Annotated in this window: 42 protein-coding genes; 34 read left to right on the top strand and 8 right to left on the bottom strand. The window is 38.6% G+C overall.

Annotation, left to right across the window (positions count from 1 at the left end; all coding sequences use genetic code 11):
* The first annotated feature begins 8 nt into the window (after positions 1–8).
* The 31 genes from fusA to rplQ all read left to right on the top strand — a co-directional run bounded on the left by fusA (position 9) and on the right by rplQ (position 16960).
* Positions 9–2126, top strand: a complete 2118-nt coding sequence (fusA, locus tag OCV82_RS05395) for an elongation factor G (protein ID WP_154043498.1) — start codon at positions 9–11, stop codon at positions 2124–2126.
* 91 nt (positions 2127–2217) lie between these two features.
* Positions 2218–2523 carry a 30S ribosomal protein S10 gene (gene rpsJ / locus OCV82_RS05390; protein WP_002558075.1) on the top strand — a complete coding sequence of 102 codons (306 nt, stop codon included), beginning with the start codon at positions 2218–2220 and terminating at the stop codon, positions 2521–2523.
* A gap of 20 nt (positions 2524–2543) precedes the next feature.
* Complete coding sequence (gene rplC / locus OCV82_RS05385; RefSeq protein WP_154043497.1) at positions 2544–3161, top strand: 50S ribosomal protein L3; 618 nt, start codon at positions 2544–2546, stop codon at positions 3159–3161.
* Positions 3161–3790, top strand: coding sequence for a 50S ribosomal protein L4 (gene rplD / locus OCV82_RS05380; protein WP_154043496.1), 630 nt, complete (start codon positions 3161–3163; stop codon positions 3788–3790). The genes rplC and rplD overlap by 1 nt, the downstream gene beginning before the upstream one ends.
* Positions 3791–3809: 19 nt before the next feature.
* Positions 3810–4100, top strand: coding sequence for a 50S ribosomal protein L23 (gene rplW, locus OCV82_RS05375; protein WP_154043495.1), 291 nt, complete (start codon positions 3810–3812; stop codon positions 4098–4100).
* Between the two features lie 8 nt (positions 4101–4108).
* Positions 4109–4930: a 50S ribosomal protein L2 gene (rplB, locus tag OCV82_RS05370; RefSeq protein WP_154043494.1), complete on the top strand. Its 822-nt coding sequence runs from the start codon at positions 4109–4111 to the stop codon at positions 4928–4930.
* A 22-nt stretch (positions 4931–4952) separates the two neighbouring features.
* The gene (rpsS, locus tag OCV82_RS05365) at positions 4953–5222 is read left to right on the top strand and encodes a 30S ribosomal protein S19 (protein ID WP_013618002.1); all 270 of its coding nucleotides are present in this window, start codon (positions 4953–4955) and stop codon (positions 5220–5222) included.
* A 37-nt stretch (positions 5223–5259) separates the two neighbouring features.
* The gene (rplV, locus tag OCV82_RS05360) at positions 5260–5670 is read left to right on the top strand and encodes a 50S ribosomal protein L22 (RefSeq protein ID WP_154043493.1); all 411 of its coding nucleotides are present in this window, start codon (positions 5260–5262) and stop codon (positions 5668–5670) included.
* 6 nt (positions 5671–5676) lie between these two features.
* Positions 5677–6408 (top strand): 30S ribosomal protein S3, encoded by a 732-nt coding sequence (gene rpsC / locus OCV82_RS05355; RefSeq protein WP_154043492.1) that lies wholly within the window; start codon positions 5677–5679, stop codon positions 6406–6408.
* Between the two features lie 21 nt (positions 6409–6429).
* Positions 6430–6861 (top strand): 50S ribosomal protein L16, encoded by a 432-nt coding sequence (gene rplP / locus OCV82_RS05350; protein WP_154043491.1) that lies wholly within the window; start codon positions 6430–6432, stop codon positions 6859–6861.
* A 7-nt stretch (positions 6862–6868) separates the two neighbouring features.
* Entirely contained in the window at positions 6869–7063 is a 195-nt protein-coding gene (gene rpmC, locus OCV82_RS05345) for a 50S ribosomal protein L29 (protein ID WP_154043490.1), read from the top strand.
* An 11-nt stretch (positions 7064–7074) separates the two neighbouring features.
* Positions 7075–7332, top strand: coding sequence for a 30S ribosomal protein S17 (rpsQ, locus tag OCV82_RS05340; protein WP_154043489.1), 258 nt, complete (start codon positions 7075–7077; stop codon positions 7330–7332).
* A gap of 2 nt (positions 7333–7334) precedes the next feature.
* Positions 7335–7700, top strand: a complete 366-nt coding sequence (rplN, locus tag OCV82_RS05335; protein ID WP_154043488.1) for a 50S ribosomal protein L14 — start codon at positions 7335–7337, stop codon at positions 7698–7700.
* A gap of 20 nt (positions 7701–7720) precedes the next feature.
* Positions 7721–8041: a 50S ribosomal protein L24 gene (rplX, locus tag OCV82_RS05330; RefSeq protein ID WP_154043487.1), complete on the top strand. Its 321-nt coding sequence runs from the start codon at positions 7721–7723 to the stop codon at positions 8039–8041.
* A 3-nt stretch (positions 8042–8044) separates the two neighbouring features.
* On the top strand, positions 8045–8602 hold the full coding sequence (gene rplE / locus OCV82_RS05325; RefSeq protein ID WP_154043486.1) for a 50S ribosomal protein L5: 558 nt from the start codon (positions 8045–8047) through the stop codon (positions 8600–8602).
* A gap of 6 nt (positions 8603–8608) precedes the next feature.
* Positions 8609–8908 (top strand): 30S ribosomal protein S14, encoded by a 300-nt coding sequence (rpsN, locus tag OCV82_RS05320; RefSeq protein WP_154043485.1) that lies wholly within the window; start codon positions 8609–8611, stop codon positions 8906–8908.
* 58 nt (positions 8909–8966) lie between these two features.
* Positions 8967–9362, top strand: coding sequence for a 30S ribosomal protein S8 (rpsH, locus tag OCV82_RS05315; RefSeq protein ID WP_154043484.1), 396 nt, complete (start codon positions 8967–8969; stop codon positions 9360–9362).
* A 15-nt stretch (positions 9363–9377) separates the two neighbouring features.
* Positions 9378–9947 carry a 50S ribosomal protein L6 gene (rplF, locus tag OCV82_RS05310; RefSeq protein WP_154043483.1) on the top strand — a complete coding sequence of 190 codons (570 nt, stop codon included), beginning with the start codon at positions 9378–9380 and terminating at the stop codon, positions 9945–9947.
* A gap of 21 nt (positions 9948–9968) precedes the next feature.
* Positions 9969–10310: a 50S ribosomal protein L18 gene (rplR, locus tag OCV82_RS05305; RefSeq protein WP_154043482.1), complete on the top strand. Its 342-nt coding sequence runs from the start codon at positions 9969–9971 to the stop codon at positions 10308–10310.
* 6 nt (positions 10311–10316) lie between these two features.
* Positions 10317–10832 (top strand): 30S ribosomal protein S5, encoded by a 516-nt coding sequence (rpsE, locus tag OCV82_RS05300; RefSeq protein ID WP_204390357.1) that lies wholly within the window; start codon positions 10317–10319, stop codon positions 10830–10832.
* 10 nt (positions 10833–10842) lie between these two features.
* Positions 10843–11019 carry a 50S ribosomal protein L30 gene (gene rpmD, locus OCV82_RS05295; protein WP_154043480.1) on the top strand — a complete coding sequence of 59 codons (177 nt, stop codon included), beginning with the start codon at positions 10843–10845 and terminating at the stop codon, positions 11017–11019.
* A 29-nt stretch (positions 11020–11048) separates the two neighbouring features.
* Entirely contained in the window at positions 11049–11495 is a 447-nt protein-coding gene (gene rplO, locus OCV82_RS05290; RefSeq protein ID WP_154043479.1) for a 50S ribosomal protein L15, read from the top strand.
* 4 nt (positions 11496–11499) lie between these two features.
* The gene (gene secY / locus OCV82_RS05285; RefSeq protein WP_154043478.1) at positions 11500–12846 is read left to right on the top strand and encodes a preprotein translocase subunit SecY; all 1347 of its coding nucleotides are present in this window, start codon (positions 11500–11502) and stop codon (positions 12844–12846) included.
* Between the two features lie 7 nt (positions 12847–12853).
* Positions 12854–13645 carry a type I methionyl aminopeptidase gene (gene map, locus OCV82_RS05280; RefSeq protein ID WP_154043477.1) on the top strand — a complete coding sequence of 264 codons (792 nt, stop codon included), beginning with the start codon at positions 12854–12856 and terminating at the stop codon, positions 13643–13645.
* 9 nt (positions 13646–13654) lie between these two features.
* Entirely contained in the window at positions 13655–13873 is a 219-nt protein-coding gene (gene infA, locus OCV82_RS05275) for a translation initiation factor IF-1 (RefSeq protein WP_002558052.1), read from the top strand.
* Positions 13874–13886: 13 nt separating this feature from the next.
* Entirely contained in the window at positions 13887–14003 is a 117-nt protein-coding gene (ykgO, locus tag OCV82_RS05270) for a type B 50S ribosomal protein L36 (protein WP_002558051.1), read from the top strand.
* Positions 14004–14036: 33 nt separating this feature from the next.
* Complete coding sequence (gene rpsM / locus OCV82_RS05265; protein WP_154043476.1) at positions 14037–14417, top strand: 30S ribosomal protein S13; 381 nt, start codon at positions 14037–14039, stop codon at positions 14415–14417.
* Positions 14418–14428: 11 nt separating this feature from the next.
* Positions 14429–14818 (top strand): 30S ribosomal protein S11, encoded by a 390-nt coding sequence (gene rpsK, locus OCV82_RS05260; RefSeq protein WP_005844897.1) that lies wholly within the window; start codon positions 14429–14431, stop codon positions 14816–14818.
* 43 nt (positions 14819–14861) lie between these two features.
* A complete protein-coding gene (gene rpsD / locus OCV82_RS05255) occupies positions 14862–15467 on the top strand; it encodes a 30S ribosomal protein S4 (protein ID WP_154043475.1) in 606 nt (201 codons plus the stop codon).
* Positions 15468–15478: 11 nt separating this feature from the next.
* Positions 15479–16471 (top strand): DNA-directed RNA polymerase subunit alpha, encoded by a 993-nt coding sequence (locus tag OCV82_RS05250; RefSeq protein ID WP_154043474.1) that lies wholly within the window; start codon positions 15479–15481, stop codon positions 16469–16471.
* A gap of 3 nt (positions 16472–16474) precedes the next feature.
* Positions 16475–16960 (top strand): 50S ribosomal protein L17, encoded by a 486-nt coding sequence (gene rplQ, locus OCV82_RS05245; RefSeq protein ID WP_154043473.1) that lies wholly within the window; start codon positions 16475–16477, stop codon positions 16958–16960.
* Positions 16961–17064: 104 nt separating this feature from the next.
* On the opposite strand, the gene OCV82_RS05240 is transcribed toward rplQ, so the two are convergent.
* Positions 17065–17304 (bottom strand): DUF2007-related protein, encoded by a 240-nt coding sequence (locus OCV82_RS05240; RefSeq protein WP_154043472.1) that lies wholly within the window; start codon positions 17302–17304, stop codon positions 17065–17067.
* Between the two features lie 210 nt (positions 17305–17514).
* Here OCV82_RS05240 and OCV82_RS05235 point away from each other — a divergent pair, with 210 nt between their 5' ends.
* A complete protein-coding gene (locus tag OCV82_RS05235) occupies positions 17515–18762 on the top strand; it encodes a glutamate-5-semialdehyde dehydrogenase (RefSeq protein ID WP_154043471.1) in 1248 nt (415 codons plus the stop codon).
* A 97-nt stretch (positions 18763–18859) separates the two neighbouring features.
* A complete protein-coding gene (locus tag OCV82_RS05230) occupies positions 18860–19822 on the top strand; it encodes a Rossmann-fold NAD(P)-binding domain-containing protein (protein ID WP_154043470.1) in 963 nt (320 codons plus the stop codon).
* 53 nt (positions 19823–19875) lie between these two features.
* Here OCV82_RS05230 and OCV82_RS05225 read toward each other — a convergent pair whose 3' ends face one another.
* The 7 genes from OCV82_RS05225 to rpmH form a co-directional block, all read right to left on the bottom strand.
* A complete protein-coding gene (locus OCV82_RS05225) occupies positions 19876–20274 on the bottom strand; it encodes a rhodanese-like domain-containing protein (RefSeq protein WP_154043566.1) in 399 nt (132 codons plus the stop codon).
* Positions 20275–20289: 15 nt separating this feature from the next.
* On the bottom strand, positions 20290–20946 hold the full coding sequence (locus OCV82_RS05220) for a NigD1/NigD2 family lipoprotein (RefSeq protein ID WP_154043469.1): 657 nt from the start codon (positions 20944–20946) through the stop codon (positions 20290–20292).
* Positions 20943–22097, bottom strand: a complete 1155-nt coding sequence (locus OCV82_RS05215) for a 1-acyl-sn-glycerol-3-phosphate acyltransferase (protein WP_154043468.1) — start codon at positions 22095–22097, stop codon at positions 20943–20945. Before OCV82_RS05215 ends, OCV82_RS05220 begins: the two co-directional genes overlap by 4 nt.
* A 28-nt stretch (positions 22098–22125) precedes the next feature.
* The gene (locus tag OCV82_RS05210) at positions 22126–23115 is read right to left on the bottom strand and encodes a D-alanine--D-alanine ligase (protein ID WP_154043467.1); all 990 of its coding nucleotides are present in this window, start codon (positions 23113–23115) and stop codon (positions 22126–22128) included.
* A gap of 15 nt (positions 23116–23130) precedes the next feature.
* Positions 23131–24204, bottom strand: a complete 1074-nt coding sequence (locus OCV82_RS05205; protein ID WP_154043466.1) for an RluA family pseudouridine synthase — start codon at positions 24202–24204, stop codon at positions 23131–23133.
* A 14-nt stretch (positions 24205–24218) separates the two neighbouring features.
* Positions 24219–24869, bottom strand: a complete 651-nt coding sequence (locus OCV82_RS05200; RefSeq protein WP_154043465.1) for a PASTA domain-containing protein — start codon at positions 24867–24869, stop codon at positions 24219–24221.
* Between the two features lie 139 nt (positions 24870–25008).
* Positions 25009–25170, bottom strand: coding sequence for a 50S ribosomal protein L34 (gene rpmH, locus OCV82_RS05195; protein ID WP_004292199.1), 162 nt, complete (start codon positions 25168–25170; stop codon positions 25009–25011).
* Positions 25171–25362: 192 nt separating this feature from the next.
* Here rpmH and efp point away from each other — a divergent pair, with 192 nt between their 5' ends.
* Positions 25363–25929, top strand: coding sequence for an elongation factor P (gene efp, locus OCV82_RS05190; protein WP_154043464.1), 567 nt, complete (start codon positions 25363–25365; stop codon positions 25927–25929).
* The last annotated feature ends 37 nt before the right edge of the window (positions 25930–25966 follow it).

Genomic DNA, 25966 nt, shown 5'->3' with positions numbered 1-25966 from the left:
TAATTAAAATGGCTAAACAAGATTTGCACTTGACCCGTAATATCGGTATCATGGCTCACATCGATGCCGGTAAAACAACAACTTCTGAACGTATATTGTTCTACACAGGTCTTACTCACAAAATCGGTGAGGTTCATGACGGTGCTGCAACAATGGACTGGATGGAGCAGGAACAGGAACGTGGTATTACAATTACTTCTGCAGCAACTACAACTCGTTGGAAATATGCAGGTAATACATACAAGATAAACCTTATTGACACTCCGGGACACGTTGACTTCACTGCTGAGGTTGAACGTTCATTGCGTGTTCTTGACGGTGCTGTTGCAGCTTATTGTGCTGTAGGTGGTGTTGAGCCACAGTCAGAAACAGTATGGCGTCAGGCTGATAAGTACAATGTACCACGTATCGGTTATGTTAACAAAATGGACCGTTCTGGTGCTGACTTCTTCGAAGTAGTTCGTCAGATGAAGGATGTATTGGGTGCTAATCCATGTCCGGTGGTTATTCCTATTGGTGCTGAAGAGAACTTTAAAGGTGTAGTTGATCTTATCAAGATGAAAGCTATCTTGTGGCACGATGAAACAATGGGCGCTGACTATGATATAGAAGAAATCCCAGCTAACCTTGTTGATGAAGCTCAGGAATGGAGAGACAAGATGCTTGAAAAAGTAGCAGAGTTCGACGAAGCGCTTATGGAGAAGTATTTTGATGATCCTTCTACTATCACAGAAGAAGAAATCTTACGTGCTCTCCGTGCCGGAACATTGAAAATGGATATCGTTCCTATGTTCTGCGGTTCTTCATTCAAGAATAAAGGTGTACAGACTCTTCTTGACTATGTTTGCGCTTTCTTGCCTTCTCCTCTAGATACTCCAAACATTGTTGGTACAAACCCAACTACTGGTGCTGAAGAAGATCGTAAACCAGATGAAGATGAAAAGACTTCTGCTTTGGCGTTTAAGATTGCAACTGACCCATACGTTGGTCGTTTGACTTTCTTCCGCGTTTACTCAGGTAAGATTGAAGCCGGTTCATATATCTTTAACTCTCGTTCAGGCAAGAAAGAACGTGTATCTCGTCTGTTCCAGATGCACTCAAACAAGCAGAACCCAGTTGAAGTAATCAGCGCTGGTGATATAGGTGCAGGTGTTGGTTTCAAAGATATCCGTACAGGTGATACTTTGTGCGACGAAACTGCTCCAATCGTTCTTGAGTCTATGGACTTCCCTGAACCAGTTATCGGTATCGCAGTAGAACCTAAGACTCAGAAAGACCTTGACAAACTTTCTAACGGTTTGGCTAAACTTGCTGAAGAAGACCCAACATTTACTGTAAGAACTGACGAACAGACAGGTCAGACAGTTATCTCTGGTATGGGTGAGCTTCACTTGGATATCATTATCGACCGTTTGAAACGTGAATTTAAGGTTGAATGTAACCAGGGTCGTCCTCAGGTTAACTACAAGGAAGCTATTACTAAGACTGTAGAGCTTCGTGAAGTTTATAAGAAACAGTCTGGTGGTCGTGGTAAGTTTGCTGATATCATCGTAACTATCGGCCCAGTTGACGAAGATTACAAAGAAGGTGGACTTCAGTTCATCGATGAGGTTAAAGGTGGTAACGTGCCTAAGGAATTCATCCCTTCAGTACAGAAAGGTTTCCAGACTGCAATGAAGAATGGTGTGTTGGCCGGCTTCCCTCTCGATTCATTGAAGGTTGTTTTGAAGGATGGTTCATTCCACCCGGTTGACTCAGACCAGTTGTCTTTCGAAATCTGTGCAATCCAGGCTTACAAGAATGCTTGTGCTAAGGCAGGTCCGGTTTTGATGGAGCCTATCATGAAGCTTGAAGTTGTAACTCCTGAAGAAAACATGGGTGATGTTATCGGTGACTTGAACAAACGTCGTGGTCAGGTTGAAGGTATGGAATCAAGCCGTTCAGGAGCACGTATTGTAAAAGCTATGGTACCACTGGCTGAAATGTTCGGTTATGTTACTGCTTTGCGTACAATCACTTCAGGTCGTGCTACATCATCAATGTCATACGATCACCATGCACAGGTATCAAGCTCAATCGCTAAGACTGTTCTTGAAGAAGTTAAAGGTCGCGTTGATCTAGTTTAATAAATAATATCTTGAAGCCTATGAGGGCTAGCGAATGACTCTTAGCCCTCATGCTTCATCTTATCAATAATAATTAATTAAAAATTTAACAATGAGTCAGAAAATCAGAATTAAACTGAAATCTTACGATCACAACTTGGTTGATAAGTCAGCTGAAAAGATTGTAAGAACTGTGAAGGCAACAGGTGCTATCGTAAGCGGTCCTATTCCATTGCCAACTCACAAAAGAATTTTTACTGTTAACCGTTCGACTTTCGTAAACAAGAAGTCACGTGAACAGTTTGAATTGTCTTCTTATAAGAGACTTATCGACATCTATAGCTCAACTGCTAAGACAGTAGATGCTTTGATGAAGTTAGAGTTACCAAGTGGAGTAGAAGTAGAAATTAAAGTTTAATCAATTAAAATTTAACTGAAATGCCAGGATTATTAGGAAAGAAAATCGGAATGACATCCGTATTCAGTGCTGATGGTAAGAATGTACCATGCACTGTTATCGAAGCTGGTCCTTGTGTAGTTACTCAGATTAAGAGTGTAGAAAAAGATGGTTATGCTGCTGTTCAGGTAGGTTTTCAGGACAAGAAAGAAAAGCATACTACAAAGCCTTTGATGGGACACTTTAAGAAAGCTGGTGTAACTCCAAAGAGACACTTGGCCGAGTTCAAAGATTTCTCACAGGAATTGAATTTAGGAGACACTATTACTGTAGAATTGTTCAATGATTCAGCTTATGTTGACGTTATTGGTACTTCTAAGGGTAAAGGTTTCCAGGGTGTTGTAAAACGTCATGGTTTCGGCGGTGTCGGACAGACTACACACGGTCAGCATAACCGCGCACGTAAACCGGGTTCTATCGGTGCTTGTTCTTACCCAGCAAAAGTATTCAAAGGAATGCGCATGGGCGGACAAATGGGTGGTGATAGAGTGACTACTCACAACTTGCAGGTATTAAAAGTAATTCCTGAACATAACCTTCTTCTTATCAAAGGTTCAGTTCCAGGTTACAAAGGTTCAATCGTAATAATTGAGAAATAATGGAAGTTAACGTATTAAATATTAAAGGTGAAGATACTGGTAGAAAAGTAGCTCTTAACGACGCTATCTTCGGTATTACACCAAACGATCACGCTATCTATCTTGATGTTAAGCAGTACATGGCTAATCAGCGCCAGGGAACTCACAAATCAAAAGAAAGAAGCGAAATTAGCGGTTCTACTCGTAAATTGGGTCGTCAGAAAGGTGGTGGCGGTGCACGTCGCGGTGATATCAACTCTCCACTTTTGGTAGGTGGTGCTCGCGTGTTTGGTCCTAAACCACGTGATTATTGGTTCAAATTAAATAAGAAGGTTAAGGCTTTAGCACGTAAATCTGCTTTAGCTTATAAGGCTCAGAGTAACAACATCGTAGTAGTTGAAGATTTCAGTTTTGAAGCTCCAAAGACTAAAGAATTTATAAATGTTGTGAATAATCTGAAAGTGGCTGGCAAAAAGCTACTTATGGTTTTGCCGGAAGCAAATAAAAACGTATATTTGTCCGCTCGTAACTTAGAGCGTACAAACTTGGCAATTGCTTCTGCGTTAAATACTTACTCTGTATTGAATGCAGAAACTCTTGTTGTAACTGAGAGTGCATTGAAAGCTATCGAGGAAACCTTAGTTAAATAATTAAAGGAGGCTTAGTAAAATGGGAATTATTATTAAACCGTTAGTAACAGAAAAAATGACAGCTATAACTGAAAAGTTCAATCGTTTCGGTTTTATTGTGCGTCCTGATGCTAACAAATTAGAGATTAAGAGTGAAATCGAAGCTTTGTATAACGTAACAGTTCTTAATGTTAACACTATCCGTTATGCTGGTAAGAACAAGAGCCGTTATACTAAATCTGGCCTGATTAAAGGTCGTACTAATGCTTACAAAAAAGCAATAGTGACATTGAAAGAAGGCGATACTATTGATTTTTATAGCAATATTTAATAAATAAGATGGCAGTACGTAAATTTAAGCCCACAACACCGGGGCAGAGACACAAAATTATTGGTACTTTTGAAGAAATTACTGCATCGGTACCAGAAAAATCTCTTGTATGTGGAAAGCGTTCTACTGGTGGTCGTAACCACGTTGGTAAAATGACAATGCGCTATATCGGCGGTGGTCATAAGAGAAAATTCCGTTTCATCGACTTCAAGAGAAATAAAGACGGTGTTCCAGCAGTAGTTAAGACAATAGAGTACGATCCAAACCGTTCGGCTCGTATCGCTTTGTTGTTCTACGCTGATGGAGAAAAGAGATATATTATTGCTCCTAATGGATTGCAAGTTGGCAGCACTTTGATGTCTGGAGCGACTGCAGCGCCTGAGATTGGTAATGCACTTCCGCTTGAAAACATTCCTGTAGGTACAGTTATTCACAATATTGAATTACGTCCAGGACAAGGTGCAGCTTTAGTAAGATCGGCTGGTAATTTTGCTCAGTTGACTTCTCGTGAAGGAAAATATTGTGTAATTAAATTGCCTTCAGGTGAAGTAAGACAAATCTTGAGTGCTTGTAAAGCTACTATCGGTAGTGTAGGTAACTCTGACCACGCACTTGAATCTTCTGGTAAGGCAGGACGTTCTCGTTGGTTAGGTCGTCGTCCACACAACCGTGGTGTTGTAATGAACCCTGTTGATCACCCAATGGGTGGTGGTGAAGGACGTCAGTCTGGAGGTCACCCAAGATCACGTACAGGCTTGTATGCTAAGGGCTTGAAGACTAGAGCACCTAAGAAACAGTCTTCTAAGTATATAATTGAGAGAAGAAAGTAATAACTGATTAATTGAGTAAATTATGAGTCGTTCATTAAAAAAAGGTCCATATATTAATGTAAAACTGGAAAAGAAGGTGCTTGCTATGAATGAAAGCGGCAAGAAATCAGTTGTTAAGACTTGGGCCAGAGCTTCAATGATTTCGCCTGATTTTGTTGGGCATACTATTGCAGTTCATAACGGTAACAAATTTATTCCTGTTTATGTTACAGAAAACATGGTAGGTCACAAGTTGGGAGAATTCGCTCCTACTCGTACATTCCGTGGACACGCCGGTAACAAGAAAAAATAACAGGAAACTTGTTTGAAAAATAATAAAGTAAATAATAATGGGAGCAAGAAAAAAAATATCGGCTGAAAAAAGAAAAGAAGCCCTTAAAACCATGTATTTTGCCAAGTTGCAGAATGTTCCTACATCTCCAAGAAAAATGCGTCTCGTGGCTGACATGATCCGTGGAATGGAAGTGAATAGAGCACTTGGTGTACTGAAGTTTTCTTCTAAAGAAGCTTCTGCAAGAGTGGAAAAATTGTTACGCTCTGCTATTGCTAACTGGGAACAGAAAAACGAACGTAAGGCTGAAAGCGGTGAACTGTTTGTAACTAAGATTTATGTTGATGGTGGTGCAACTCTTAAACGTATGAGACCAGCTCCACAGGGTAGAGGATACAGAATCCGCAAACGCTCAAATCATGTGACTTTGTTCGTTGATTCTAAAAATACTAATGATAATCAAAATTAAGAGTAGATGGGACAGAAAGTTAATCCGATAAGCAACCGTTTAGGAATTATCAGAGGATGGGATTCAAATTGGTACGGTGGCAAAAAATATGGTGACGCTTTGCTCGAAGACAGCAAAATCCGTAAGTACTTGAATGCCAGACTTGCTAAAGCAAGCGTTTCAAGAATTGTAATTGAACGTACTCTGAAATTGGTGACAATCACTGTATGCACTGCTCGTCCAGGTATTATCATAGGTAAAGGTGGTCAGGAAGTTGATAAGTTGAAGGAAGAGTTGAAGAAGATCACTGACAAAGATATTCAGATTAATATCTTCGAAGTTAAAAGACCTGAGTTAGACGCTGTGATTGTTGCTAATAACATTGCACGTCAGGTTGAAGGAAAAATCGCTTACAGACGCGCTATCAAGACTGCAATTGCTAACACAATGCGTATGGGCGCTGAAGGTATAAAGATCCTTATCTCCGGACGTTTGAATGGTGCTGAAATGGCTCGTTCAGAAATGTACAAGGAAGGACGTACTCCACTTCATACATTCCGTGCTGATATCGACTATTGTCATGCAGAAGCATTGACAAAAGTAGGTCTTCTTGGTATTAAGGTATGGATATGCCGTGGCGAAGTTTATGGAAAACGTGAGTTGGCTCCTAACTTCACACAGACTAAGGAAACAGGCCGTGGCAACGGTGCAAACAATGGTGGAAAGAATTTCCGTAAGAAAAGAAACAACAATCGCTAACGAATTTGAATTTTAGGAATTATGTTACAACCGAAAAAGACAAAATTCAGAAGACAGCAGAAAGGTAGCGCTAAAGGTAATGCCCAGAGAGGTCATCAGTTGGCTTTTGGTACATTTGGTATCAAATCTTTACAGACAAAATGGATCACTGGACGTCAGATTGAAGCAGCTCGTATTGCTGTAACAAGATATATGCAGCGTCAGGGACAGATTTGGATACGTATATTCCCTGATAAACCTATTACTCGTAAACCTGCCGATGTACGTATGGGTAAAGGTAAAGGTTCTCCAGAAGGATTTGTTGCTCCGGTAACTCCAGGACGTATCCTGATTGAAGTTGAAGGAGTTCCTTTTGATATTGCTAAAGAAGCTCTGCGCCTTGCAGCTCAGAAACTTCCAGTTACTACTAAGTTTATTGTTAGACGTGATTACGACGCAAGTCAAAATGCTTAATTGAGATATGAAGATAGCAGAAATAAGAGAAATAGCTACTAGCGAATTAGCTGAAAGAATACAGACTGAAGAAGCTAATTACAAACAGATGGTTTTGAATCATTCAATCTCTCCTTTGGCTAATCCTGCTCAGATTAAACAGTTGCGTAAAACTATCGCAAGAATGAAGACAGAATTGCGTCAGAGAGAACTTAACAAATAATAATGGTCCACATGGAAGTTAGAAATTTAAGAAAAGAAAGAACTGGTGTTGTTATTAGCAACAAGATGGATAAGACCATTACTGTTGCTGCTAAGTTTAAAGAGAAACACCCTATTTATGGTAAGTTCGTTAGCAAAACGAAGAAATACCATGCTCACGATGAGAAGAACGAATGTCTTCCAGGCGATACAGTTCGTATCATGGAAACTCGTCCATTGAGCAAAACTAAGAGATGGAGATTAGTTGAAATTATTGAAAGAGCTAAGTAATCATGATACAGACAGAATCAAGACTTACAGTGTGTGACAACAGTGGTGCTAAGGAAGCTCTTTGTATCCGTGTTTTAGGCGGTACAAAAAGACGTTATGCCTCTGTTGGGGATGTTATTGTAGTTTCAATAAAGAGTGTAATCCCTTCAAGTGATGTTAAAAAAGGTGCCGTATCAAAAGCCCTGATCGTACGTACTAAGAAAGAAATTCGTCGTGCTGACGGTTCTTATATTCGTTTTGATGATAATGCTTGCGTATTGCTTAACAACGCTGGCGAAATTAGAGGAAGTCGTATCTTTGGTCCGGTTGCAAGAGAATTGCGTAATGCAAACATGAAAGTAGTTTCTTTGGCACCTGAAGTACTTTAATTTTGTAAAAGATTTAAGTAATGAGTAAATTACATATTAAAAAAGGCGATACAGTTTACGTTAACTCTGGTGAAGATAAAGGTAAGACTGGACGTGTGTTGAAAGTTCTTGTTAAAGAAGGACGCGCTTTGGTAGAAGGTATCAATATGGTATCTAAGAGTACTAAGCCTAATGCTAAGAACCCTCAGGGAGGTATTGTGAAACAGGAAGCTCCTATTCACATCTCAAACCTTAACCCTGTTGATCCTAAAACAGGCAAACCAACACGAATTGGTAGAAGAGAAAGTTCTGACGGAAGAACATTTGTTCGTTATGCAAAAAAATCAGGAGAGGAGATCTAATAAATGAGTAATACTACAAGCCTAAAGAAAGAATATGCTGAGCGTATAGCTCCAGCATTGAAGAATCAATTCCAGTATTCTTCAACAATGCAGATTCCGGTTCTCAAGAAGATTGTTATCAATCAAGGTTTGGGAATGGCTGTAGCTGACAAGAAGATCATTGATGTTGCAATAAACGAGTTGACTGCAATTACTGGTCAGAAAGCTGTTGCGACTGTATCTCGTAAGGATATCGCAAACTTTAAGTTACGTAAAAAAATGCCTATCGGTGTTATGGTAACTTTGCGTCGTGAAAGAATGTATGAATTCCTTGAAAAACTTGTTCGTGTAGCTTTGCCACGAATCCGTGACTTCAAAGGTATTGAAAGCAAGTTTGATGGTAGAGGTAATTATACTCTTGGTATCCAGGAGCAGATTATCTTCCCTGAAATCAATATAGATAGCATCACAAAAATCTTAGGTATGAATATCACTTTCGTGACTTCTGCTAAGACTGATGAAGAAGGTTATGCTCTTTTGAAAGAATTCGGTTTACCGTTTAAAAACGCTAAAAAAGATTGATAAGCTATGGCAAAAGAATCAATGAAAGCTCGTGAAGTAAAGAGAGCTAAACTTGTTGCAAAATATGCTGAGAAGCGTGCTGCACTCAAGAAAATCGTTAATACAGGTGATCCTGTTGAAGCTTTTGAAGCTGCACAGAAATTGCAAGATCTTCCTAAAAACTCAAATCCGATTCGTTTGCACAATCGTTGCAAACTTACTGGCCGTCCAAAAGGTTATATGCGTCAGTTCGGAATTTCACGTATTCAGTTCCGTGAAATGGCATCTAACGGTTTGATCCCGGGTGTAAAGAAAGCTAGCTGGTAAGATTTTTTATTATTAAATATTGTCAGGGTAGTCCTGATTAATTTAACAATTTTATTTTATGACAGATCCAATAGCAGATTATCTCACTAGATTGAGAAATGCAATTAGTGCTAAGCACAGAGTAGTAGAAGTGCCTGCATCAAATTTGAAAAAAGAGATTACAAAAATCTTGTTTGACAAAGGTTACATTCTGAACTACAAATTTGTAGAAGATGGTCCTCAGGGAACTATCAAAGTGGCTTTGAAGTATGATGCCGTTAACAAGGTTAACGCCATTAAGAAACTTATTAGAGTTTCAACTCCAGGTATGCGTAAATACACTGGATACAAAGACATGCCGAGAGTAATTAATGGATTAGGTATTGCAATCATATCTACTTCCAAAGGTGTAATGACAAACAAGGAAGCTGCTGAATTGAAAATAGGTGGTGAAGTTCTTTGTTATGTATATTAATTAGGAGGATAAACTATGTCAAGAATTGGTAAATTGCCTATTTCTATACCTTCAGGAGTTACAGTAACTCTTAAGGATAATGTAGTTAGCGTTAAGGGACCTAAAGGAGAATTGAGTCAGTTTGTTGATCCTTCTATCAATGTTGAAATAGCTGATGGTCACGTTGTATTGACTGAGAATGAAAATGCTTTGCTTGATAACCCAAAACAGCGTCACGCTTTCCACGGTTTGTATCGTGCATTGATCAACAACATGGTTGTTGGTGTTTCTCAGGGTTACAAGAAAGAGTTGGAACTTGTCGGTGTAGGTTATCGTGCTTCAAATAATGGAAATATAATCGATTTCGCATTAGGTTATACACACAATATATTTTTGCAGTTGCCACCTGAAGTAAAAGTTGAAACTAAGTCTGAAAGAAATAAGAACCCACTTATAATTTTGGAATCTTGTGACAAACAGCTGCTCGGTCAGGTTTGTTCAAAAATACGTTCTTTCCGTAAGCCTGAACCTTACAAAGGAAAAGGTATTAAGTTTGTTGGCGAAGAAATTCGTAGAAAGTCTGGTAAGTCAGCTGGTGCTAAATAATTCACTTAAATACGTATAATTATGACAACAAAAATAGAAAGACGAATTAAGATCAAATATAGAGTACGCAATAAAATTTCAGGTACTCCTGAACGTCCGCGTATGAGTGTATTTAGAAGTAACAAGCAGATTTACGTTCAAGTAATCGACGACTTGAATGGTAAAACACTTGCAGCAGCTTCATCTCTTGGTATGGAAGCATGTCCAAAGAAAGAACAGGCAGCTAAAGTTGGTGAGTTGATCGCTAAGAAAGCTCAGGAAGCTGGTATTACGACTGTCGTATTCGACCGTAATGGTTACTTGTATCATGGGAGAGTAAAAGAAGTAGCTGATGCTGCTCGTAACGGTGGACTTAAATTTTAATGAATTATGGCAGTTAATAATAGAGTTAAGATCACTAACGATATAGAGTTAAAAGATAGACTGGTTGCTATCAACCGTGTTACTAAAGTTACAAAAGGTGGTAGAACATTCAGTTTTTCTGCTATTGTTGTAGTAGGAAATGAAGATGGTATCATCGGTTGGGGACTTGGTAAAGCTGGTGAAGTTACAGCAGCAATCGCTAAAGGTGTAGAAGCTGCTAAGAAAAACCTTACTCGCGTTCCTGTATTGAAAGGAACTGTTCCTCACGAACAGTCTGCTAAATTTGGCGGTGCTGAAGTTTTCATCAAGCCTGCTTCTACAGGTACAGGAGTTGTTGCTGGAGGTGCAATGCGTGCAGTACTTGAAAGTGTTGGTGTAACTGACGTTTTGGCTAAGTCAAAAGGTTCTTCAAACCCTCACAATTTGGTTAAAGCTACTATCAAGGCTTTGGGCGAAATGAGAGATGCAAGAATGGTTGCACAGAACAGAGGTGTAAGTTTGGATAAAGTATTTAGAGGATAAGGAGGAAAACATGTCAACTATAAAGATTAAGCAAATTAAGAGTAGAATTGGTGCTCCTGCTGACCAAAAAAGAACATTGGATGCACTTGGTCTTCGTAAGATGAATCGTGTGGTTGAACACGAAGAAACTCCATCAATCCTTGGTATGATTGAGAAGGTAAAGCACCTTGTACAAATCGTTAAGTAATATATTGTTAATAATAAAGATTTTACAATATGAATTTAAATAGTTTAACTCCAGCAGAAGGCTCTGTAAAGACTAGAAAAAGAATTGGTCGTGGACCAGGTTCTGGTTTAGGTGGAACTTCTACAAGAGGACATAAAGGAGCAAAGTCTAGATCTGGTTATTCAAAGAAGATCGGATTCGAAGGTGGTCAGATGCCTCTTCAGCGTCGTGTTCCGAAATTTGGTTTTAAGAATATCAACCGAGTAGAATATAAAGCAATCAACCTTGATACAATTCAGGCTTTGGCTGATGCTAAAAACTTGACAAAAGTTGGTATCAATGATTTGATTGAAGCTGGTTATATTTCTTCAAAACAGTTAGTGAAAGTTCTTGGTAACGGTAGTTTAACTACTAAACTTGATGTTGAAGCAAATGCTTTCTCAAAAAGTGCAGTAGCTGCAATCGAAGCCGTTGGTGGTAATGCAGTAAAACTCTGATTAAATGAGAAAATCTATTGAAACATTAAAAAATATATGGAATATTGAGGATCTGAGAAAACGGATCCTCATTACCATATTGTTTGTCGCAATTTACCGTTTAGGTTCGTATGTGGTTCTTCCAGGTATCAACCCTGAAATGTTGTCAAAATTGCATGAGCAGACAAGTGAAGGTCTTCTAGCTTTGTTGAATATGTTTTCTGGTGGTGCTTTTTCTAATGCATCTATATTCGCATTGGGAATTATGCCATACATCTCAGCATCCATCGTGATTCAGTTGTTGGCTATTGCTGTTCCATATTTCCAGAAATTACAGCGCGAAGGTGAAAGTGGAAGAAGAAAAATCAATCAATATACACGTATATTGACATTATTGATTCTTATTTTCCAGGCACCGTCTTACTTGATCAACTTAAAGTTTCAAGCTGGACCAGCTCTTAATGCTTCATTAGATTGGACTTTCTTTATAATTACATCTACAATAATACTGGCAGCTGGTAGTATGTTTGTTCTTTGGTTAGGTGAACGTATTACAGACAAAGGTATTGGTAATGGTATCTCATTGATCATTATGGTGGGAATTATAGCTCGTCTTCCTCAAGCATTTGGAGGTGAGTTAGTATCTCGCTTGACATTGGCAGAAACTGGTGGTGTCATAATGTTCATTATTGAAATTGTTGCCTTGCTTGCAGTTATCGCAGCTGCTATTATGTTGGTTCAGGGAGTTCGTAAAGTTCCAGTACAATATGCAAAACGTATTGTTGGAAACAAACAATATGGTGGCGCTAGACAGTATATACCATTGAAAGTAAATGCTGCGAATGTAATGCCTATCATCTTTGCTCAGGCAATCATGTTTATTCCTATTACATTCATCGGTTTTTCTAATACAGAAAATGCCAGTGGTATAATGAGATCTTTAATTGATCATACTAGCTTTGCATACAATTTGGTCTTTGCAGTTTTGATTATTGTCTTTACTTATTTCTATACAGCAATTACAATAAATCCTAACCAGATGGCTGAAGACATGAAGAGAAATAATGGTTTTATTCCTGGTATAAAACCTGGTAAACAAACTTCTGATTACTTGGATACAATTATGACAAGAATCACATTGCCGGGTTCTATTTTCCTTGCCATTATTGCAGTTCTTCCTGCTTTCGCTGGTTATTTTGGTATTCAAGCTGAATTTGCTCAATTCTTCGGAGGTACATCTTTGTTGATCTTGGTTGGAGTTGTACTTGATACTCTTCAGCAAGTTGAAAGCCATTTGTTGATGAGACATTACGATGGCTTGTTAAGCTCAGGAAGAATTAGAGGACGTTCTGGAAACGTTGCTGCTTACTAATTACTCTATGATAATTCTTAAAACTGATGATGAGATAGAGCTACTTCGTCAAAGTAACCTTCTTGTTGGAAGGACTTTGGCTGAAGTAGCCAAATTAATAAAACCTGGAGTTACTACCAGACAACTTGATAAGGTTGCAGAAGAGTTTATACGTGATAATGGAGCGATACCAACTTTTAAAGGTTTTCCTAATCCGTATGGTTCTCCTTTCCCTGCTTCAATTTGTACGTCAGTAAATAGTCAGGTCGTGCATGGGATACCGAATGATGAGCCATTGAAAGATGGCGATATCGTTTCAGTAGATTGCGGAACTTTTTTAAATGGCTTTTGCGGTGATTCAGCCTATACATTTTGTGTCGGAGAAGTAAGTCCGGAAGTTCGCCAATTATTAAAAGTAACAAAAGAAGCATTATACAAAGGTATTGAGAATGCAGTTCATGGAAAGCGATTGGGTGACATTGGATATGCAGTCCAAAATCATTGCGAATCTTATCATTACGGCGTAGTTAGAGAATTTGTTGGGCATGGCATTGGAAGAGATATGCACGAAGATCCGGCTGTTCCTAATTATGGTAAGCGTGGTAGTGGTACACTCTTAAAGAAAGGTATGTGCCTTGCAATAGAACCTATGATAACTTTGGGAGACAGGAAGATTTATCTTGAGAAAGATAATTGGTCTGTCAGAACCCGAGACAATAGTTTTGCCGCTCATTTCGAACATACAGTGGCAGTAGGTTTAGGAAAGGCTGATATCTTATCATCTTTTGAATTTATAGAACAAGTATTAGAAGAAAAGTAAATAATAAATATGGCAAAACAATCTGCAATAGAACAAGATGGTGTAATAGTTGAAGCATTGTCAAATGCAATGTTTCGAGTTGAACTTGAGAACGGACATGAGATAACAGCTCATATCTCTGGAAAGATGAGAATGCATTACATTAAGATACTTCCTGGTGATAAGGTGAGAGTTGAAATGTCTCCATATGATTTATCAAAAGGAAGAATTGTTTTCCGATATAAATAATAGAAATTAAGATATGAAAGTAAGAGCTTCATTAAAGAAACGTACGCCAGAATGTAAGATCGTTAGACGTAATGGCCGTTTGTATGTTATTAACAAGAAAAATCCTAAGTATAAACAACGTCAAGGATAATTTATTATTTTTGCAAAAAAAATAATTTAGTTTATGGCTATAAGAATAGTTGGTGTAGATTTGCCTCAGAATAAAAGAGGTGAGATTGCGTTAACATACGTATATGGTATAGGACGCAGTAGTTCAGCAAAAATTTTGGATAAGGCAGGTGTTGACCGTGACCTGAAAGTAAAGGATTGGTCAGATGATCAGGCTGCAAAAATCCGTGAAATCATCGCTGCTGAATATAAAGTAGAAGGTGATCTTCGTTCAGAAATCCAGTTAAACATTAAGAGATTAATGGATATTGGTTGCTATCGTGGTGTTCGTCACCGTTTGGGACTTCCTGTAAGAGGACAGAGTACTAAGAACAATGCTCGTACACGTAAGGGAAGAAAGAAAACTGTTGCAAATAAGAAAAAAGCTACTAAATAATAATTGTTGATATGGCAAAAAAAACAGTCGCAGCTAAAAAAAGAAATGTGAAGGTTGATGCTAACGGACAGTTGCATGTTCATTCATCATTCAATAACATCATTGTTTCTTTAGCAAATAGTGAAGGTCAGATTATTTCTTGGTCTTCTGCAGGTAAAATGGGATTTAGAGGTTCAAAGAAGAACACTCCATACGCAGCACAGATGGCTGCACAGGATTGTGCAAAGGTAGCATTTGACCTCGGATTGAGAAAGGTTAAAGCATACGTTAAGGGTCCAGGTAACGGACGTGAGTCTGCTATTAGAACCGTACACGGAGCCGGAATCGAAGTTACTGAAATTATCGATGTAACACCATTGCCTCATAACGGTTGTCGTCCTCCTAAGAGAAGAAGAGTATAATATTAGACACCTGTATTAATAACAATTAAAATTTCAAATAAAAATGGCTAGATATACTGGACCAAAAAGTAGAATTGCACGTAAATTCGGTGAAGCTATCTTCGGAGCAGATAAAGTTTTAGCAAAAAGAAATTATCCTCCTGGACAGCATGGAAATACTCGCCGTAGAAAAACATCTGAATACGGTGTCATGTTGGCTGAAAAACAGAAAGCTAAATATACTTACGGTGTACTTGAAAAGCAGTTCCGTAATATGTTTGAAAAAGCAGCAAGTCAGAATGGTATTACTGGTGAACTTTTGTTACAGGCACTTGAATGTCGTCTTGATAATGTTGTGTTCCGTTTGGGTATCGCCCCAACTCGTGCTGCAGCTCGTCAGTTGGTAGGTCACAAGCATATTGTTGTTGATGGTAAAGTTGTTAACATCCCATCATATGCTGTAAAACCTGGTCAGTTGGTAGGTGTACGTGAAAAATCTAAGTCACTCGAAGTTATTGAAAATGCGTTGACTGGATTCAACCACAGCAAATACCCTTGGTTAGAATGGGATCAGAACTCTAAGACTGGTAAGATGTTGCACATACCACAGAGAGCTGACATTCCAGAAAACATAAAAGAACACTTAATCGTTGAATTGTACTCTAAATAATAATTAATTTCATGGCGATATTAGCATTTCAAAAACCAGATAAAGTATTAATGTTAGAAGCGGATTCTAAATTCGGTAAATTTGAATTCCGTCCGCTTGAACCCGGTTTCGGTATTACCGTAGGTAATGCTTTACGCCGTATTCTTCTTTCTTCTTTGGAAGGTTATGCAATCAACACTATACGTATTGAAGGTGTAGAACATGAATTTGCGACTATTCCTGGTGTAAAAGAAGATGTGACTAACATTATCTTGAATCTGAAGCAAGTAAGATTCAAGCAGATAGTTGACGAATACGAAAATGAAAGTGTCAGCATAACTGTTGAGAATTCAACTGAATTCAAGGCAGGTGACATTGGAAAGCATTTGACCGGATTTGAAGTGTTAAATCCTGAATTGGTTATTTGCCATTTAGACTCAAAAGCAACTATGCAAATAGACATTACAATTAACAAAGGTCGCGGATACGTTCCAGCCGATGAAAATCGTGTGTATTGCACTGATGTTAATGTAATTCCTATTGATTCTATTTATACTCCGATACGTAATGTCAAGTATTCTGTTGAAAACTTCCGTGTTGAACAGAAAACAGACTTTGAAAAGCTTGTACTTGAAATTAGTACGGATGGTTCCATTCATCCAAAGGAAGCGCTTAAAGAAGCTGCAAAAATATTGATTCATCACTTTATGTTGTTCTCTGATGAAAAGATCACACTTGAAGCATCAGATGCAGACAGCAACGAAGAATTCGATGAAGAAGTATTGCACATGAGACAATTGCTCAAGACTAAGTTAGTCGATATGGACCTTTCGGTTCGTGCGCTTAATTGTCTTAAGGCTGCAGATGTTGAGACACTTGGTGATCTCGTTCAGTTCAATAAGACTGATCTTCTTAAGTTCAGAAACTTTGGAAAGAAATCGCTCACTGAGCTTGATGATTTGCTCGAGAGTCTGAATCTTACGTTTGGAACAGATATTTCTAAATATAAATTAGATAAAGAATAAAAAATGAGACATAATAAAAAATTTAACCATTTAGGTCGTACTGCTTCTCATAGAAACGCAATGTTGTCAAACATGGCATGTTCTTTGATCAAGCACAAAAGAATCACTACGACTGTTGCGAAGGCTAAAGCTTTGAAGAAGTTCGTTGAACCTCTGATAACAAAATCAAAGGAAGATACAACAAACTCACGTCGTGTAGTATTCAGTAACTTGCAGGATAAGTTTGCTGTAACAGAACTTTTCAAAGAAATCTCTGTTAAGGTTGCTGATCGTCCAGGCGGTTATACTCGTATAATTAAGACTGGTAACCGTTTAGGTGATAACGCTGAAATGTGTTTCATCGAGTTGGTTGACTACAACGAAAACATGGCTAAGAGCGCTGCCAAGAAGACAACTCGTACACGTCGTTCTAAAAAATCTGCTGCAACTGAAGCACCGGCAGAAACTACTACTGAAGCAACAACAGAGGAAGCCCCTAAAGCTGAATAATTCTGTAAATGCTATATATAAAAATGCTGTCTCAAGATTTCTTGGGACAGCATTTTTTATTTCTTCCTATTTTCAGTATGTACCCTTATTGTAGGTTTACTGCATTATACTTTTCTATCTTTCCTTTCTTCTACAATTTTTCTTGCATAGACTTCTTCTTCCTTATTAACCAATACTAGTACGGCTCCACCCATACCAGAATATGGTGAAGTAACAGCTGACAATGTTTCGTCTTTTATCATAGCTTGAACACCTTCAGATTCTAATAAGCCTTTTACTAATTCAGCTTCCCAAAGATTGCCTTTGAAAACTTCTACTAATGAGTCATAATTGATTTCTGCCATAGCTATAATCTTTTAATGGTTAATAATAATCGGTTAACACTCTCTGTTATTTTCAAAGTTAAGTTTTTTTCTTCTTAAAAGCAAATAAATCATAGTTAAACAAACAGTACGGTAATGATTTTCACTTAATATTGTTTTTTTATCAATAAATTATCATATTTCAAAATTTAATCCTAATTTTGCGAATATTGGATTGAAAAACGTGAAATTATGAGTCTAAATGAAACTTTAGAAGCCGTAAGGCTAGCTTCCCGTAAGTTAGCTCTTCTTGATACAAAGAAAATCAATGAGATTCTTATAGCTGTGGCTGATGCAGCTGTTGAAAATATTGAAAGGATTTTGACAGCAAACGTAATGGATCTTCAAAAGATGGAAGTTTCTAATCCCAAGTATGATCGTTTGAAGCTAACCAGAGAGAGAATATGTGATATAGCTTCCGATATTCGTAATGTAGCCTCCTTACCATCACCTTTAGGTAATGTCCTGTATGAAGACGTACGTCCGAACGGTTTGAAAATAAAGAAGGTCAGTGTGCCGTTTGGAGTAATAGGAGTTATTTATGAAGCACGTCCAAACGTTAGCTTTGATGTTTTTTCTCTCTGCATGAAAAGCGGAAGTGCTTGTGTGTTGAAAGGTGGAAGTGATGCATATAATTCCAATATGGCTATCGTAGAAATAATCCGCGAAGTGCTTGTAAAATTTGCAGTTGATGAAAATATAGTAACCTTATTGCCAACAGACAGAGAAACTACTACCGAACTTCTACATGCGAATGGATATGTAGATTTGATAATACCACGTGGTAGCAGTAACCTTATCAATTATGTGCGTACTGAAGCTACCGTGCCTGTAATTGAAACCGGAGCGGGAATTTGTCATACTTATTTTGACTTGGCAGGAGATATCAATAAAGGCGCGAGAATTGTAAATAATGCCAAAACAAGGAGAGTCAGTGTATGCAATGCTTTGGACTGCCTTCTGATACACTCCGACAGACTTTCAGATTTGCCTCAGATTTGCTCGGAGTTATCTTCCAGTAATGTTATCATATACGCAGATAAATCCTCGTACGAGGCCTTAAAAGGCACTTATCCGGCGGAATTATTGCAACCAGCCACAAAAGATAGTTACGGAACAGAATTCCTGGATTATAAAATGGCAATAAAAACCGTGAGCAATATAGATGAAGCCATCAATCATATATTCAAATACAGTTCAAAACACAGTGAGTGTATAGTGACAGAAGATAAGAATGCAGCAGAGTATTTCAGAAGAGCTGTCGATGCTGCCTGTGTTTATGTGAATGCTCCGACTTCGTTTACTGACGGTGCACAGTTTGGCCTGGGTGCAGAGATAGGGATCAGTACCCAGAAACTCCATGCCCGTGGCCCGATGGGATTAAAAGAGATAACCACTTACAAGTGGATTATAGAGGGAAACGGTCAGATAAGGAAATAAACATTAATATTTATGTAATAATATTCGTTATTATAGCGTATAATTGTATTTTTATTGTATTTTTGCTGTTGAAAACTAATTAATATACATACATCTTATGAAAACATATACTAACGTATTCGATTTGGGTGACTTGAAAACAGCTTTGGCTGAAGCTTTCGAGATAAAGAATGACAGATATAAATATGAATCATTGGGAAAGCACAAAACATGCTTGCTGATATTTTTCAATAATAGTCTTCGTACACGTTTAAGCACACAGAAGGCAGCGCGTAATTTAGGAATGGATGTGATAGTGTTGGACGTTAATCAGGGAGCATGGAAGCTTGAAACAGAACGTGGAGTTGTTATGGATGGTGATAAGAGTGAACATCTGCTGGAGGCAATACCGGTGATGGCTTCTTATTGTGACATAATCGGTGTCCGTTCGTTTGCACAGTTTGAGAGTCGCACAGACGATTATACCGAGAAAATTCTTAACCAGTTCATCAAATATTCAGGCAAGCCTGTATTTTCTATGGAAGCTGCTACAGGACATCCTCTACAGGCATTTGCAGATCTTATCACTATAGAAGAATATAAGAAAAAGGACCGTCCTAAAGTAGTGCTTACCTGGGCTCCACATCCTAAAGCCCTTCCTCAGGCAGTGCCTAACTCATTTGCAGACTTCATGAACGAGGCAGATGTTGATTTTGTTATTACTCATCCGGAAGGCTACGAGCTCGATCCTAAATTTGTACGTGGTGCAAAAGTTGAGTATGATCAGATGAAGGCTTTCGAAGGCGCAGATTTTATATATGCAAAGAACTGGGCATGTCCAGGAGTTACCAATCCTGCAGATTATGGTAAGGTGCTTTCAAAGGATATGGGATGGACTGTTGACGCCAAACACATGGCGGTCACTAATAATGCCTATTTCATGCATTGTTTGCCTGTGCGCAGAAATATGATAGTTACCGATGATGTTATTGAAGCACCTACATCGTTGGTTATTCCTGAGGCAGCAAACCGTGAGATTTCGGCAACAGTTGTATTGAAAAGAATGCTTCAATCATTGTAAAAAAATAAATAAGGGCAGTTCTCTACCATTTCGGTTTGAACTGCCCTTTTATGTTATTTCTCTATATCTTTACCTAAGTCTATCCAGTTCAGGATACCCTTGTCAAGATTATATACCGTATATCCTTTCTTTACCAAAAGTCTTGCTGCATTCCTGCTTCTGCGTCCACTCTTGCAATATACAGCTACAGGTTTTGATTTGTCAAGAATCTCATCAGCTGCAGCTGAAAACTTATCATCAAATATATTGATGTTTATGCTGCCTGGTATGTGACCTTCACTATATTCGGCAACAGTTCTTACATCCAGTCTTTGTACATCATCGTTTTCTATCAGCTTCTCGAATTCGTCTGCCGAAAGATTTGTGAATTTGTCTTTTGGTTTCGAACTGCATGCCATCAGCCCAAACAGAAAGACACATACAAAGAACATGAAATATATACTCTTCAATATCATAATATAGAATGTTTAGTAATGGAACTCTCTTGTCGTATTTCCTTCCTTAAATGTGTTTATGTGCACTATTATTCTGTCACCTTCTGCCAATATTCCTCTATAAGGCCATAACGGAATAGAAGCATACGCTTTTTTCGTGTAGGCTTCATAATCACCATTCTGATCATGATAAACCGTTATATCCAGTGTCTTGCTTCCATCTGCATTGTTTGTTATCCCGTTATCGACGAAATTCAATACGTGCGTTTTGTCTTTCGCCATAATATCCAGTACCATATTTATATAGTTTCCCGAACTCCAAATTCTGTCTATATCCAGCGGATCAGTTTTTATCCCTTTATCAAACTTGTCTGCCGGAGATGGAATAACTGAAATAACAAACTGACATGAATAAACCTTAGCTGTAAAAACATCGTTGCTGCTTTCTCCGAGTTCGAAGATAAATAGCGCCCTATAAGTAGAGTCCGGAGTGAAACCTTCCAGTCCACTCCTCTCCATTATCTGATACATATCTCCGTTGTCGCTTTGAATATACGATAGTTTCCCGGAAGAATTTGTCTTTATGTCAACAAGTTCTGTCAGTACACTAGGATATACATATTCATCTTTCTTGCAAGATGAAAAAGCCACAATGCATACTAGAATTATTATGTAAAAACCTTTCCTCATTCCTTTATTGCATGGAGATGATTGATAGCAGGATTTGCATACATAGTCAGAATACGTTCACGTAAGAAGTCAATATCCTTGTCAGGAATGTTTATAAGCGAAATCTTCTTTTCGAGATAAGCCTCAAATTTTGCCTTGTCTTCAGCCGTATAATGTTCTGCCATCGCCTTGTTTCCGTTAAGCATATCACATGCAATATAATTGGCAGGATACATTCTGTAATTGAGGTGGATATATCTGTCTATAATCTCAGAAACTTTTGTAAATATCTCCACTTTAGGCAATCCGCGCAAAGCCTCCAGTTCGTCGTTTATGCATGGACCGGTCTGGAAATGTATTCTTCCCTTGTATCCGAAAATTCCTGTCTGCATATTCACCAGGTCGTCCTGCTGACTTTTCTTGAAGCCTTCTACATCTCTTTTCAGCTGCATTTCCTGAGCTTTAAGGAAATCACACGGATCATATTCATATGACAGTGACAAAGGCACTATGTTAAGCTCCTTCAGACTGTCTATTACGTCGCCGCTACCACCCATTGCCAGCATCTTCAGAACGCTGTCCTGAGTACGGTCATTAGAGTCCTTCGCTCTTCCCTCGCGTTGCGCTATCCATATATTTTCCTGCTTCTGTGTAACTGCAAAATGAATGTATCTTGACATTCTGGCCGAAGCCTCAAGCATTTGTCGCATGCTCAGTGCCCTTTGTACTATGAACGCCTTGTTTACACGCACCAGCTTCTTTATCCACGGGTATATCAGAAGATTGTCACCTATTGCTATTTCTACTGTAGTAGGGAATCCGTTGTCAATGAGTCCTACTGAAAGGAACCCGGAATCCAGTACAATATCCCTGTGATTGGATATAAAAGTATATCCTTTGTTTTTGTCTGCAATCTGCGAGCTGTCGAAACTGAATCCGTCGCTGCATTTCTTTATGATGTCATGCAGTAATCCATAAAAAATATTCTTCTGCACATCAAGGTTAGTCTTGCAGTTTCTCAATATATTGGCCAATGCCTCAATTGGAGTATCTGGCAATACCTTTTTTATCACCTCTATAAAATCACTGTCAGACAATAATTCTTCGAAGATCTTTGGAAGTTCTTCCGGAGAATAGGGGCGGATTTCGTCAAATTCTTCAGGTATTCTCATGGCTTTCAGTTTTTATGGTTATGAATGTTTATTTAGAATACTTTTCCAGTCCTTCTTCTATGATGTCTGTCATCACATCTTTTATGTCAAGTCCTGCAGCCTTTACCTGCTGCGGAATAAAGCTTGTAGCTGTCATTCCCGGAGTGGTGTTTATTTCGAGCATATTAATCTTTTCACCCTCAGTAATGATATAGTCAACTCTTACTATACCCTTACATCCCAAAATATCATACACGGCAGAAGTCAGCTTCTTTACCCTCTCTGTAAGCTCAGGACTGAGACGTGCAGGAGTTATTTCAGTCACTTCGCCTTTATATTTTGCGTTATAATCGAAAAACTCATTGTCGCTAACCACTTCAGTGATAGGGAATACTACAGATTTATTCTTTGTCTTATAACATCCGTTTGCCAGCTCAATACCGTCCATGAATGCCTCTATCATCACATCATCCGATTCTGCAAAGGCAGCTTTCAGGGCAGGTTGTATCTGATCCGCTGTTTTTACTTTTGTCACACCGAAACTTGAACCGCTGGCATTAGGCTTGATAAAACAAGGAAGACCTATTTTCTCTATAACATCCTTATCCTCTATGCCGAAACGTTTGTTTACCAGCATAGACTCCGCAACTCTGATGCCGAATCCTTTCAGATATTGGTTCAATGTAAACTTGCTGAAAGTCATGGCAGAAACCAGGACGTCGCAAGTAGAGTAGGGGATATCCAACAATTCGAAATACCCCTGCAGGATACCATTTTCCCCCGGAGTACCATGTATGGTGATATATGCGAAGTCAGGTTTTACCTTTTTGTCGCCATCCATAAAACTGAAATCGTTCTTGTCTATTTTCGAACGAGTTCCATCGGCAAGCACGGCTTCCCAGGCCTTCTTGCTCAATTCTACTATATATAGATTGTATTTTTCCTTATCAATAAAAGAATAAATGCCTTTTGCACTGTTCATTGACACTTCATGTTCCGAAGAGTCACCGCCTGCAATAATTGCTACTGTACGTTTCATCTTTATTTATATTATTCAAATCTGTTCTCTATTACTGATATAAGTTCTCCATTTCTCAATCAGTTCTGTCATATCCTTAGGCAGTTCCGATGTGAAGAACATTTCTTCTCCGGTCTTAGGATGTACGAAACCTAAAGTCTTGGCATGTAACGCCTGTCTTGGACAAATATCAAAACAGTTGTTTACGAATTGTTTGTATTTGCTGAAATGAGTCCCTTTCAGAATTTCGTTGCCGCCATATCTTTCGTCATTGAAAAGTACGTGCCCTATATGCTTCATGTGTACGCGAATTTGATGTGTTCTTCCTGTCTCCAGCACACATTTCACAAGCGTCACATATCCAAGCCTTTCCAAAACCTTATAGTGCGTCACGGCATGTTTACCTTGATTCGGATCAGCCATTACAGCCATTTGCATTCTGTCTTTTGGATTACGTCCTATGTTGCCCGTTATTGTTCCTTCGTCCTCTTCCACTATTCCCCACACCAGTGCGTTGTATTCACGTTTTGTGGTCTTATTGTAGAATTGCATTCCAAGACTGGTCTTTGCATCAGGTGTTTTGGCTATAACCAACAGTCCGGATGTATCCTTGTCTATTCTATGTACCAATCCCACTTGAGGATCGTTCGGATCGTATGTAGGGACGTCTCTCAGATGCCATGCAATAGCATTGACCAAGGTGCCATGATAATTGCCGCATCCCGGATGTACCACAAGTCCTGCAGGCTTGTTTATCACCATAAGTTCACTGTCCTCGTAAACAATGTCAAGTGGAATATCTTCAGGAATAATGTCGTTGTCATATTTCGGACGGTCCATCATCACCGTCAGTACATCCAAAGGTTTCACCTTATAGCTGCTTTTCACAGGTTTTCCATTAGCCATAACGAACCCCGCATCCGCAGCAGCCTGTATCCTGTTTCTTGAGGCGTTTACTATCCTTTCAAAAAGGTATTTGTCTATTCTTACCGGCGACTGTCCTTTATCGACCACAACCTTGAAGTGCTCATACAACTCTCCGGAATTTCTGGTAGGCTCAAGGTCGTCTAATGTATCGTCAATATCATCAAGAAAAATATCTTCTGCCATTCTTTCATTATTAGTTAGAACCAGGAATCATCCACCTCAGGTTTTTCTTCATTTTGAGGCATTGGATTTATTTCAATCATAGTGGAATCCATTGCAAGTGAATCCCTTAAATGAGTATCTCCCACACACAAGGTGAGAAGGGCCTCGTTAGGTACTTTATCACCCGATTTCAGTTCTCTTCCTCTGTATTTTATTCCATACACCCAGTCCTGTTCTCCCGGAACGAGTTCAGGTTCTGTAAGCTTGAAACCTATACTTTTCAGTTTTGCTTCTGCCTGTCTTATAGAACTGTTGTCAATAATGTCTGGTAGCTGTATCAGTGGAACAGAGGTAGTGGTTATTGTCAGATATACAGTTCTGCCTTCCTTTACTCTGGCTCCTGCAGCGGGAGTTTGTTCCAGAACCATTCCTGCCGGTACGCCTTTAACGTAATTTGAGTCTATGACTACACTTTCCATTGTACCTTCATTCAGAATCCTGACTGCTTCCTCTATGTTTTTGTTTTTTACGTCAGGCACTATATGTGCTTCTCCATGTCTGGTATATGAATCAAGCCATGCCAAAGTTCCCCATGTCACAGCTATTATTACCACAACCATACCAATTATGTTAATCCAGAAGAATTTATTTTTCTGGAACGAAAAGAAGTCTTTAAATCCTATCATAACTTGTTGAATATTTTCGACAAAGATACGATTTTTTTGGTTATTCGTTTTATTGATAATGTATAAAAACAGAAAAAGCCGCAAAATACTGTCATCAGTACATTGCGGCTTTTCTTAAATCTTAATTCCAAAGCACGGCTTATGCCTTAACTCCGTTGTATTCGTCAGATACAGTCAATTTTTTACGACCTTTAGCACGACGTGCAGCCAATACTCGGCGACCATTTGCAGTAGCCATTCTTTCACGGAAACCGTGTTTGTTTTTTCTCTTTCTGTTAGAGGGTTGGAATGTTCTTTTCATTTTTGTATATACTATTTATGTTATTATTCTATGCGTTCGGGCTGCAAAATTAGTGACTTTTTTTTAATAATCAAAGATATAAGTCATTTTTACACAAAACTTTTTGCGTTTTTTCGTGATTTAGATTAATTTTGCACCCGAATTATTACTCTGAATATCAATTATTACATATAAATATAAAGATTTCTACTTATGATTAATGCTCAAGACATTAAAATCGGAACAGCAATCCGTATGGATGGCAAGATTTATTTCTGTATTGACTTCCTTCATGTAAAACCGGGTAAAGGAAACACTTTCATGCGTACTAAATTGAAAGATGTTGTTGACGGTTACGTTTTGGAACGTCGTTTCAATATCGGTGAAAAACTTGAAGATGTACGTGTTGAACGTCGTCCTTACCAGTACTTGTATAAGGAAGGTAATGATTATATCTTCATGAATCAGGAAACTTTCGAACAGGTGCCTATCGCTCACGATCTTATCGAAGGTGTTGACTTCCTGAAAGAAGAAATGGTTATCGAAGTTGTTTCTGACGCTTCTACTGAAACTATCCTTTTCGCTGAATTGCCTGTTAAGGTTCAGTTGAAGGTTACTTACACAGAACCGGGATTGAAGGGTGATACAGCAACTAACGCTACTAAACCTGCTACAGTAGAAACAGGTGCTACAGTACGTGTTCCATTGTTCATCAATCAGGATGAAATCATCGAAGTTGATACTCGCGATGGTTCATACGTAGGTCGTGTTAAGGCTTGATAATTTGTTTTTGCACGAATTTTAATAGTATAAATGC

The organism is Bacteroides cellulolyticus (genome assembly GCF_025567135.1).
Lineage (GTDB): Bacteria > Bacteroidota > Bacteroidia > Bacteroidales > Bacteroidaceae > Phocaeicola > Phocaeicola cellulolyticus.
Note: the sequence above shows the minus strand (reverse complement) of the source record. Positions and strands in the feature narration are given on the sequence as shown.

Coding starts and splice junctions, on each gene's coding strand:
- rplQ (WP_154043473.1), top strand. CDS start 16,475: ATGAGACATAATAAAAAATTTAACCATTTAGGTCGTACTGCTTCTCAT.
- rplR (WP_154043482.1), top strand. CDS start 9,969: ATGACAACAAAAATAGAAAGACGAATTAAGATCAAATATAGAGTACGC.
- OCV82_RS05230 (WP_154043470.1), top strand. CDS start 18,860: ATGAAAACATATACTAACGTATTCGATTTGGGTGACTTGAAAACAGCT.
- OCV82_RS05215 (WP_154043468.1), bottom strand. CDS start 22,097: ATGAGAATACCTGAAGAATTTGACGAAATCCGCCCCTATTCTCCGGAA.
- rpmD (WP_154043480.1), top strand. CDS start 10,843: ATGTCAACTATAAAGATTAAGCAAATTAAGAGTAGAATTGGTGCTCCT.
- rpsJ (WP_002558075.1), top strand. CDS start 2,218: ATGAGTCAGAAAATCAGAATTAAACTGAAATCTTACGATCACAACTTG.
- OCV82_RS05250 (WP_154043474.1), top strand. CDS start 15,479: ATGGCGATATTAGCATTTCAAAAACCAGATAAAGTATTAATGTTAGAA.
- rplP (WP_154043491.1), top strand. CDS start 6,430: ATGTTACAACCGAAAAAGACAAAATTCAGAAGACAGCAGAAAGGTAGC.
- rpsE (WP_204390357.1), top strand. CDS start 10,317: ATGGCAGTTAATAATAGAGTTAAGATCACTAACGATATAGAGTTAAAA.
- ykgO (WP_002558051.1), top strand. CDS start 13,887: ATGAAAGTAAGAGCTTCATTAAAGAAACGTACGCCAGAATGTAAGATC.
- rpmH (WP_004292199.1), bottom strand. CDS start 25,170: ATGAAAAGAACATTCCAACCCTCTAACAGAAAGAGAAAAAACAAACAC.
- rpsQ (WP_154043489.1), top strand. CDS start 7,075: ATGGAAGTTAGAAATTTAAGAAAAGAAAGAACTGGTGTTGTTATTAGC.
- rpsM (WP_154043476.1), top strand. CDS start 14,037: ATGGCTATAAGAATAGTTGGTGTAGATTTGCCTCAGAATAAAAGAGGT.
- fusA (WP_154043498.1), top strand. CDS start 9: ATGGCTAAACAAGATTTGCACTTGACCCGTAATATCGGTATCATGGCT.
- rpsD (WP_154043475.1), top strand. CDS start 14,862: ATGGCTAGATATACTGGACCAAAAAGTAGAATTGCACGTAAATTCGGT.
- rplF (WP_154043483.1), top strand. CDS start 9,378: ATGTCAAGAATTGGTAAATTGCCTATTTCTATACCTTCAGGAGTTACA.
- rpsS (WP_013618002.1), top strand. CDS start 4,953: ATGAGTCGTTCATTAAAAAAAGGTCCATATATTAATGTAAAACTGGAA.
- rplB (WP_154043494.1), top strand. CDS start 4,109: ATGGCAGTACGTAAATTTAAGCCCACAACACCGGGGCAGAGACACAAA.
- efp (WP_154043464.1), top strand. CDS start 25,363: ATGATTAATGCTCAAGACATTAAAATCGGAACAGCAATCCGTATGGAT.
- OCV82_RS05240 (WP_154043472.1), bottom strand. CDS start 17,304: ATGGCAGAAATCAATTATGACTCATTAGTAGAAGTTTTCAAAGGCAAT.
- rpsC (WP_154043492.1), top strand. CDS start 5,677: ATGGGACAGAAAGTTAATCCGATAAGCAACCGTTTAGGAATTATCAGA.
- rplO (WP_154043479.1), top strand. CDS start 11,049: ATGAATTTAAATAGTTTAACTCCAGCAGAAGGCTCTGTAAAGACTAGA.
- rpsH (WP_154043484.1), top strand. CDS start 8,967: ATGACAGATCCAATAGCAGATTATCTCACTAGATTGAGAAATGCAATT.
- rplV (WP_154043493.1), top strand. CDS start 5,260: ATGGGAGCAAGAAAAAAAATATCGGCTGAAAAAAGAAAAGAAGCCCTT.
- OCV82_RS05205 (WP_154043466.1), bottom strand. CDS start 24,204: ATGGCAGAAGATATTTTTCTTGATGATATTGACGATACATTAGACGAC.
- rplE (WP_154043486.1), top strand. CDS start 8,045: ATGAGTAATACTACAAGCCTAAAGAAAGAATATGCTGAGCGTATAGCT.
- OCV82_RS05235 (WP_154043471.1), top strand. CDS start 17,515: ATGAGTCTAAATGAAACTTTAGAAGCCGTAAGGCTAGCTTCCCGTAAG.
- map (WP_154043477.1), top strand. CDS start 12,854: ATGATAATTCTTAAAACTGATGATGAGATAGAGCTACTTCGTCAAAGT.
- OCV82_RS05210 (WP_154043467.1), bottom strand. CDS start 23,115: ATGAAACGTACAGTAGCAATTATTGCAGGCGGTGACTCTTCGGAACAT.
- rplW (WP_154043495.1), top strand. CDS start 3,810: ATGGGAATTATTATTAAACCGTTAGTAACAGAAAAAATGACAGCTATA.
- OCV82_RS05220 (WP_154043469.1), bottom strand. CDS start 20,946: ATGAGGAAAGGTTTTTACATAATAATTCTAGTATGCATTGTGGCTTTT.
- rplD (WP_154043496.1), top strand. CDS start 3,161: ATGGAAGTTAACGTATTAAATATTAAAGGTGAAGATACTGGTAGAAAA.
- rpsN (WP_154043485.1), top strand. CDS start 8,609: ATGGCAAAAGAATCAATGAAAGCTCGTGAAGTAAAGAGAGCTAAACTT.
- rplN (WP_154043488.1), top strand. CDS start 7,335: ATGATACAGACAGAATCAAGACTTACAGTGTGTGACAACAGTGGTGCT.
- rplX (WP_154043487.1), top strand. CDS start 7,721: ATGAGTAAATTACATATTAAAAAAGGCGATACAGTTTACGTTAACTCT.
- rplC (WP_154043497.1), top strand. CDS start 2,544: ATGCCAGGATTATTAGGAAAGAAAATCGGAATGACATCCGTATTCAGT.
- secY (WP_154043478.1), top strand. CDS start 11,500: ATGAGAAAATCTATTGAAACATTAAAAAATATATGGAATATTGAGGAT.
- rpsK (WP_005844897.1), top strand. CDS start 14,429: ATGGCAAAAAAAACAGTCGCAGCTAAAAAAAGAAATGTGAAGGTTGAT.
- OCV82_RS05200 (WP_154043465.1), bottom strand. CDS start 24,869: ATGATAGGATTTAAAGACTTCTTTTCGTTCCAGAAAAATAAATTCTTC.
- rpmC (WP_154043490.1), top strand. CDS start 6,869: ATGAAGATAGCAGAAATAAGAGAAATAGCTACTAGCGAATTAGCTGAA.
- infA (WP_002558052.1), top strand. CDS start 13,655: ATGGCAAAACAATCTGCAATAGAACAAGATGGTGTAATAGTTGAAGCA.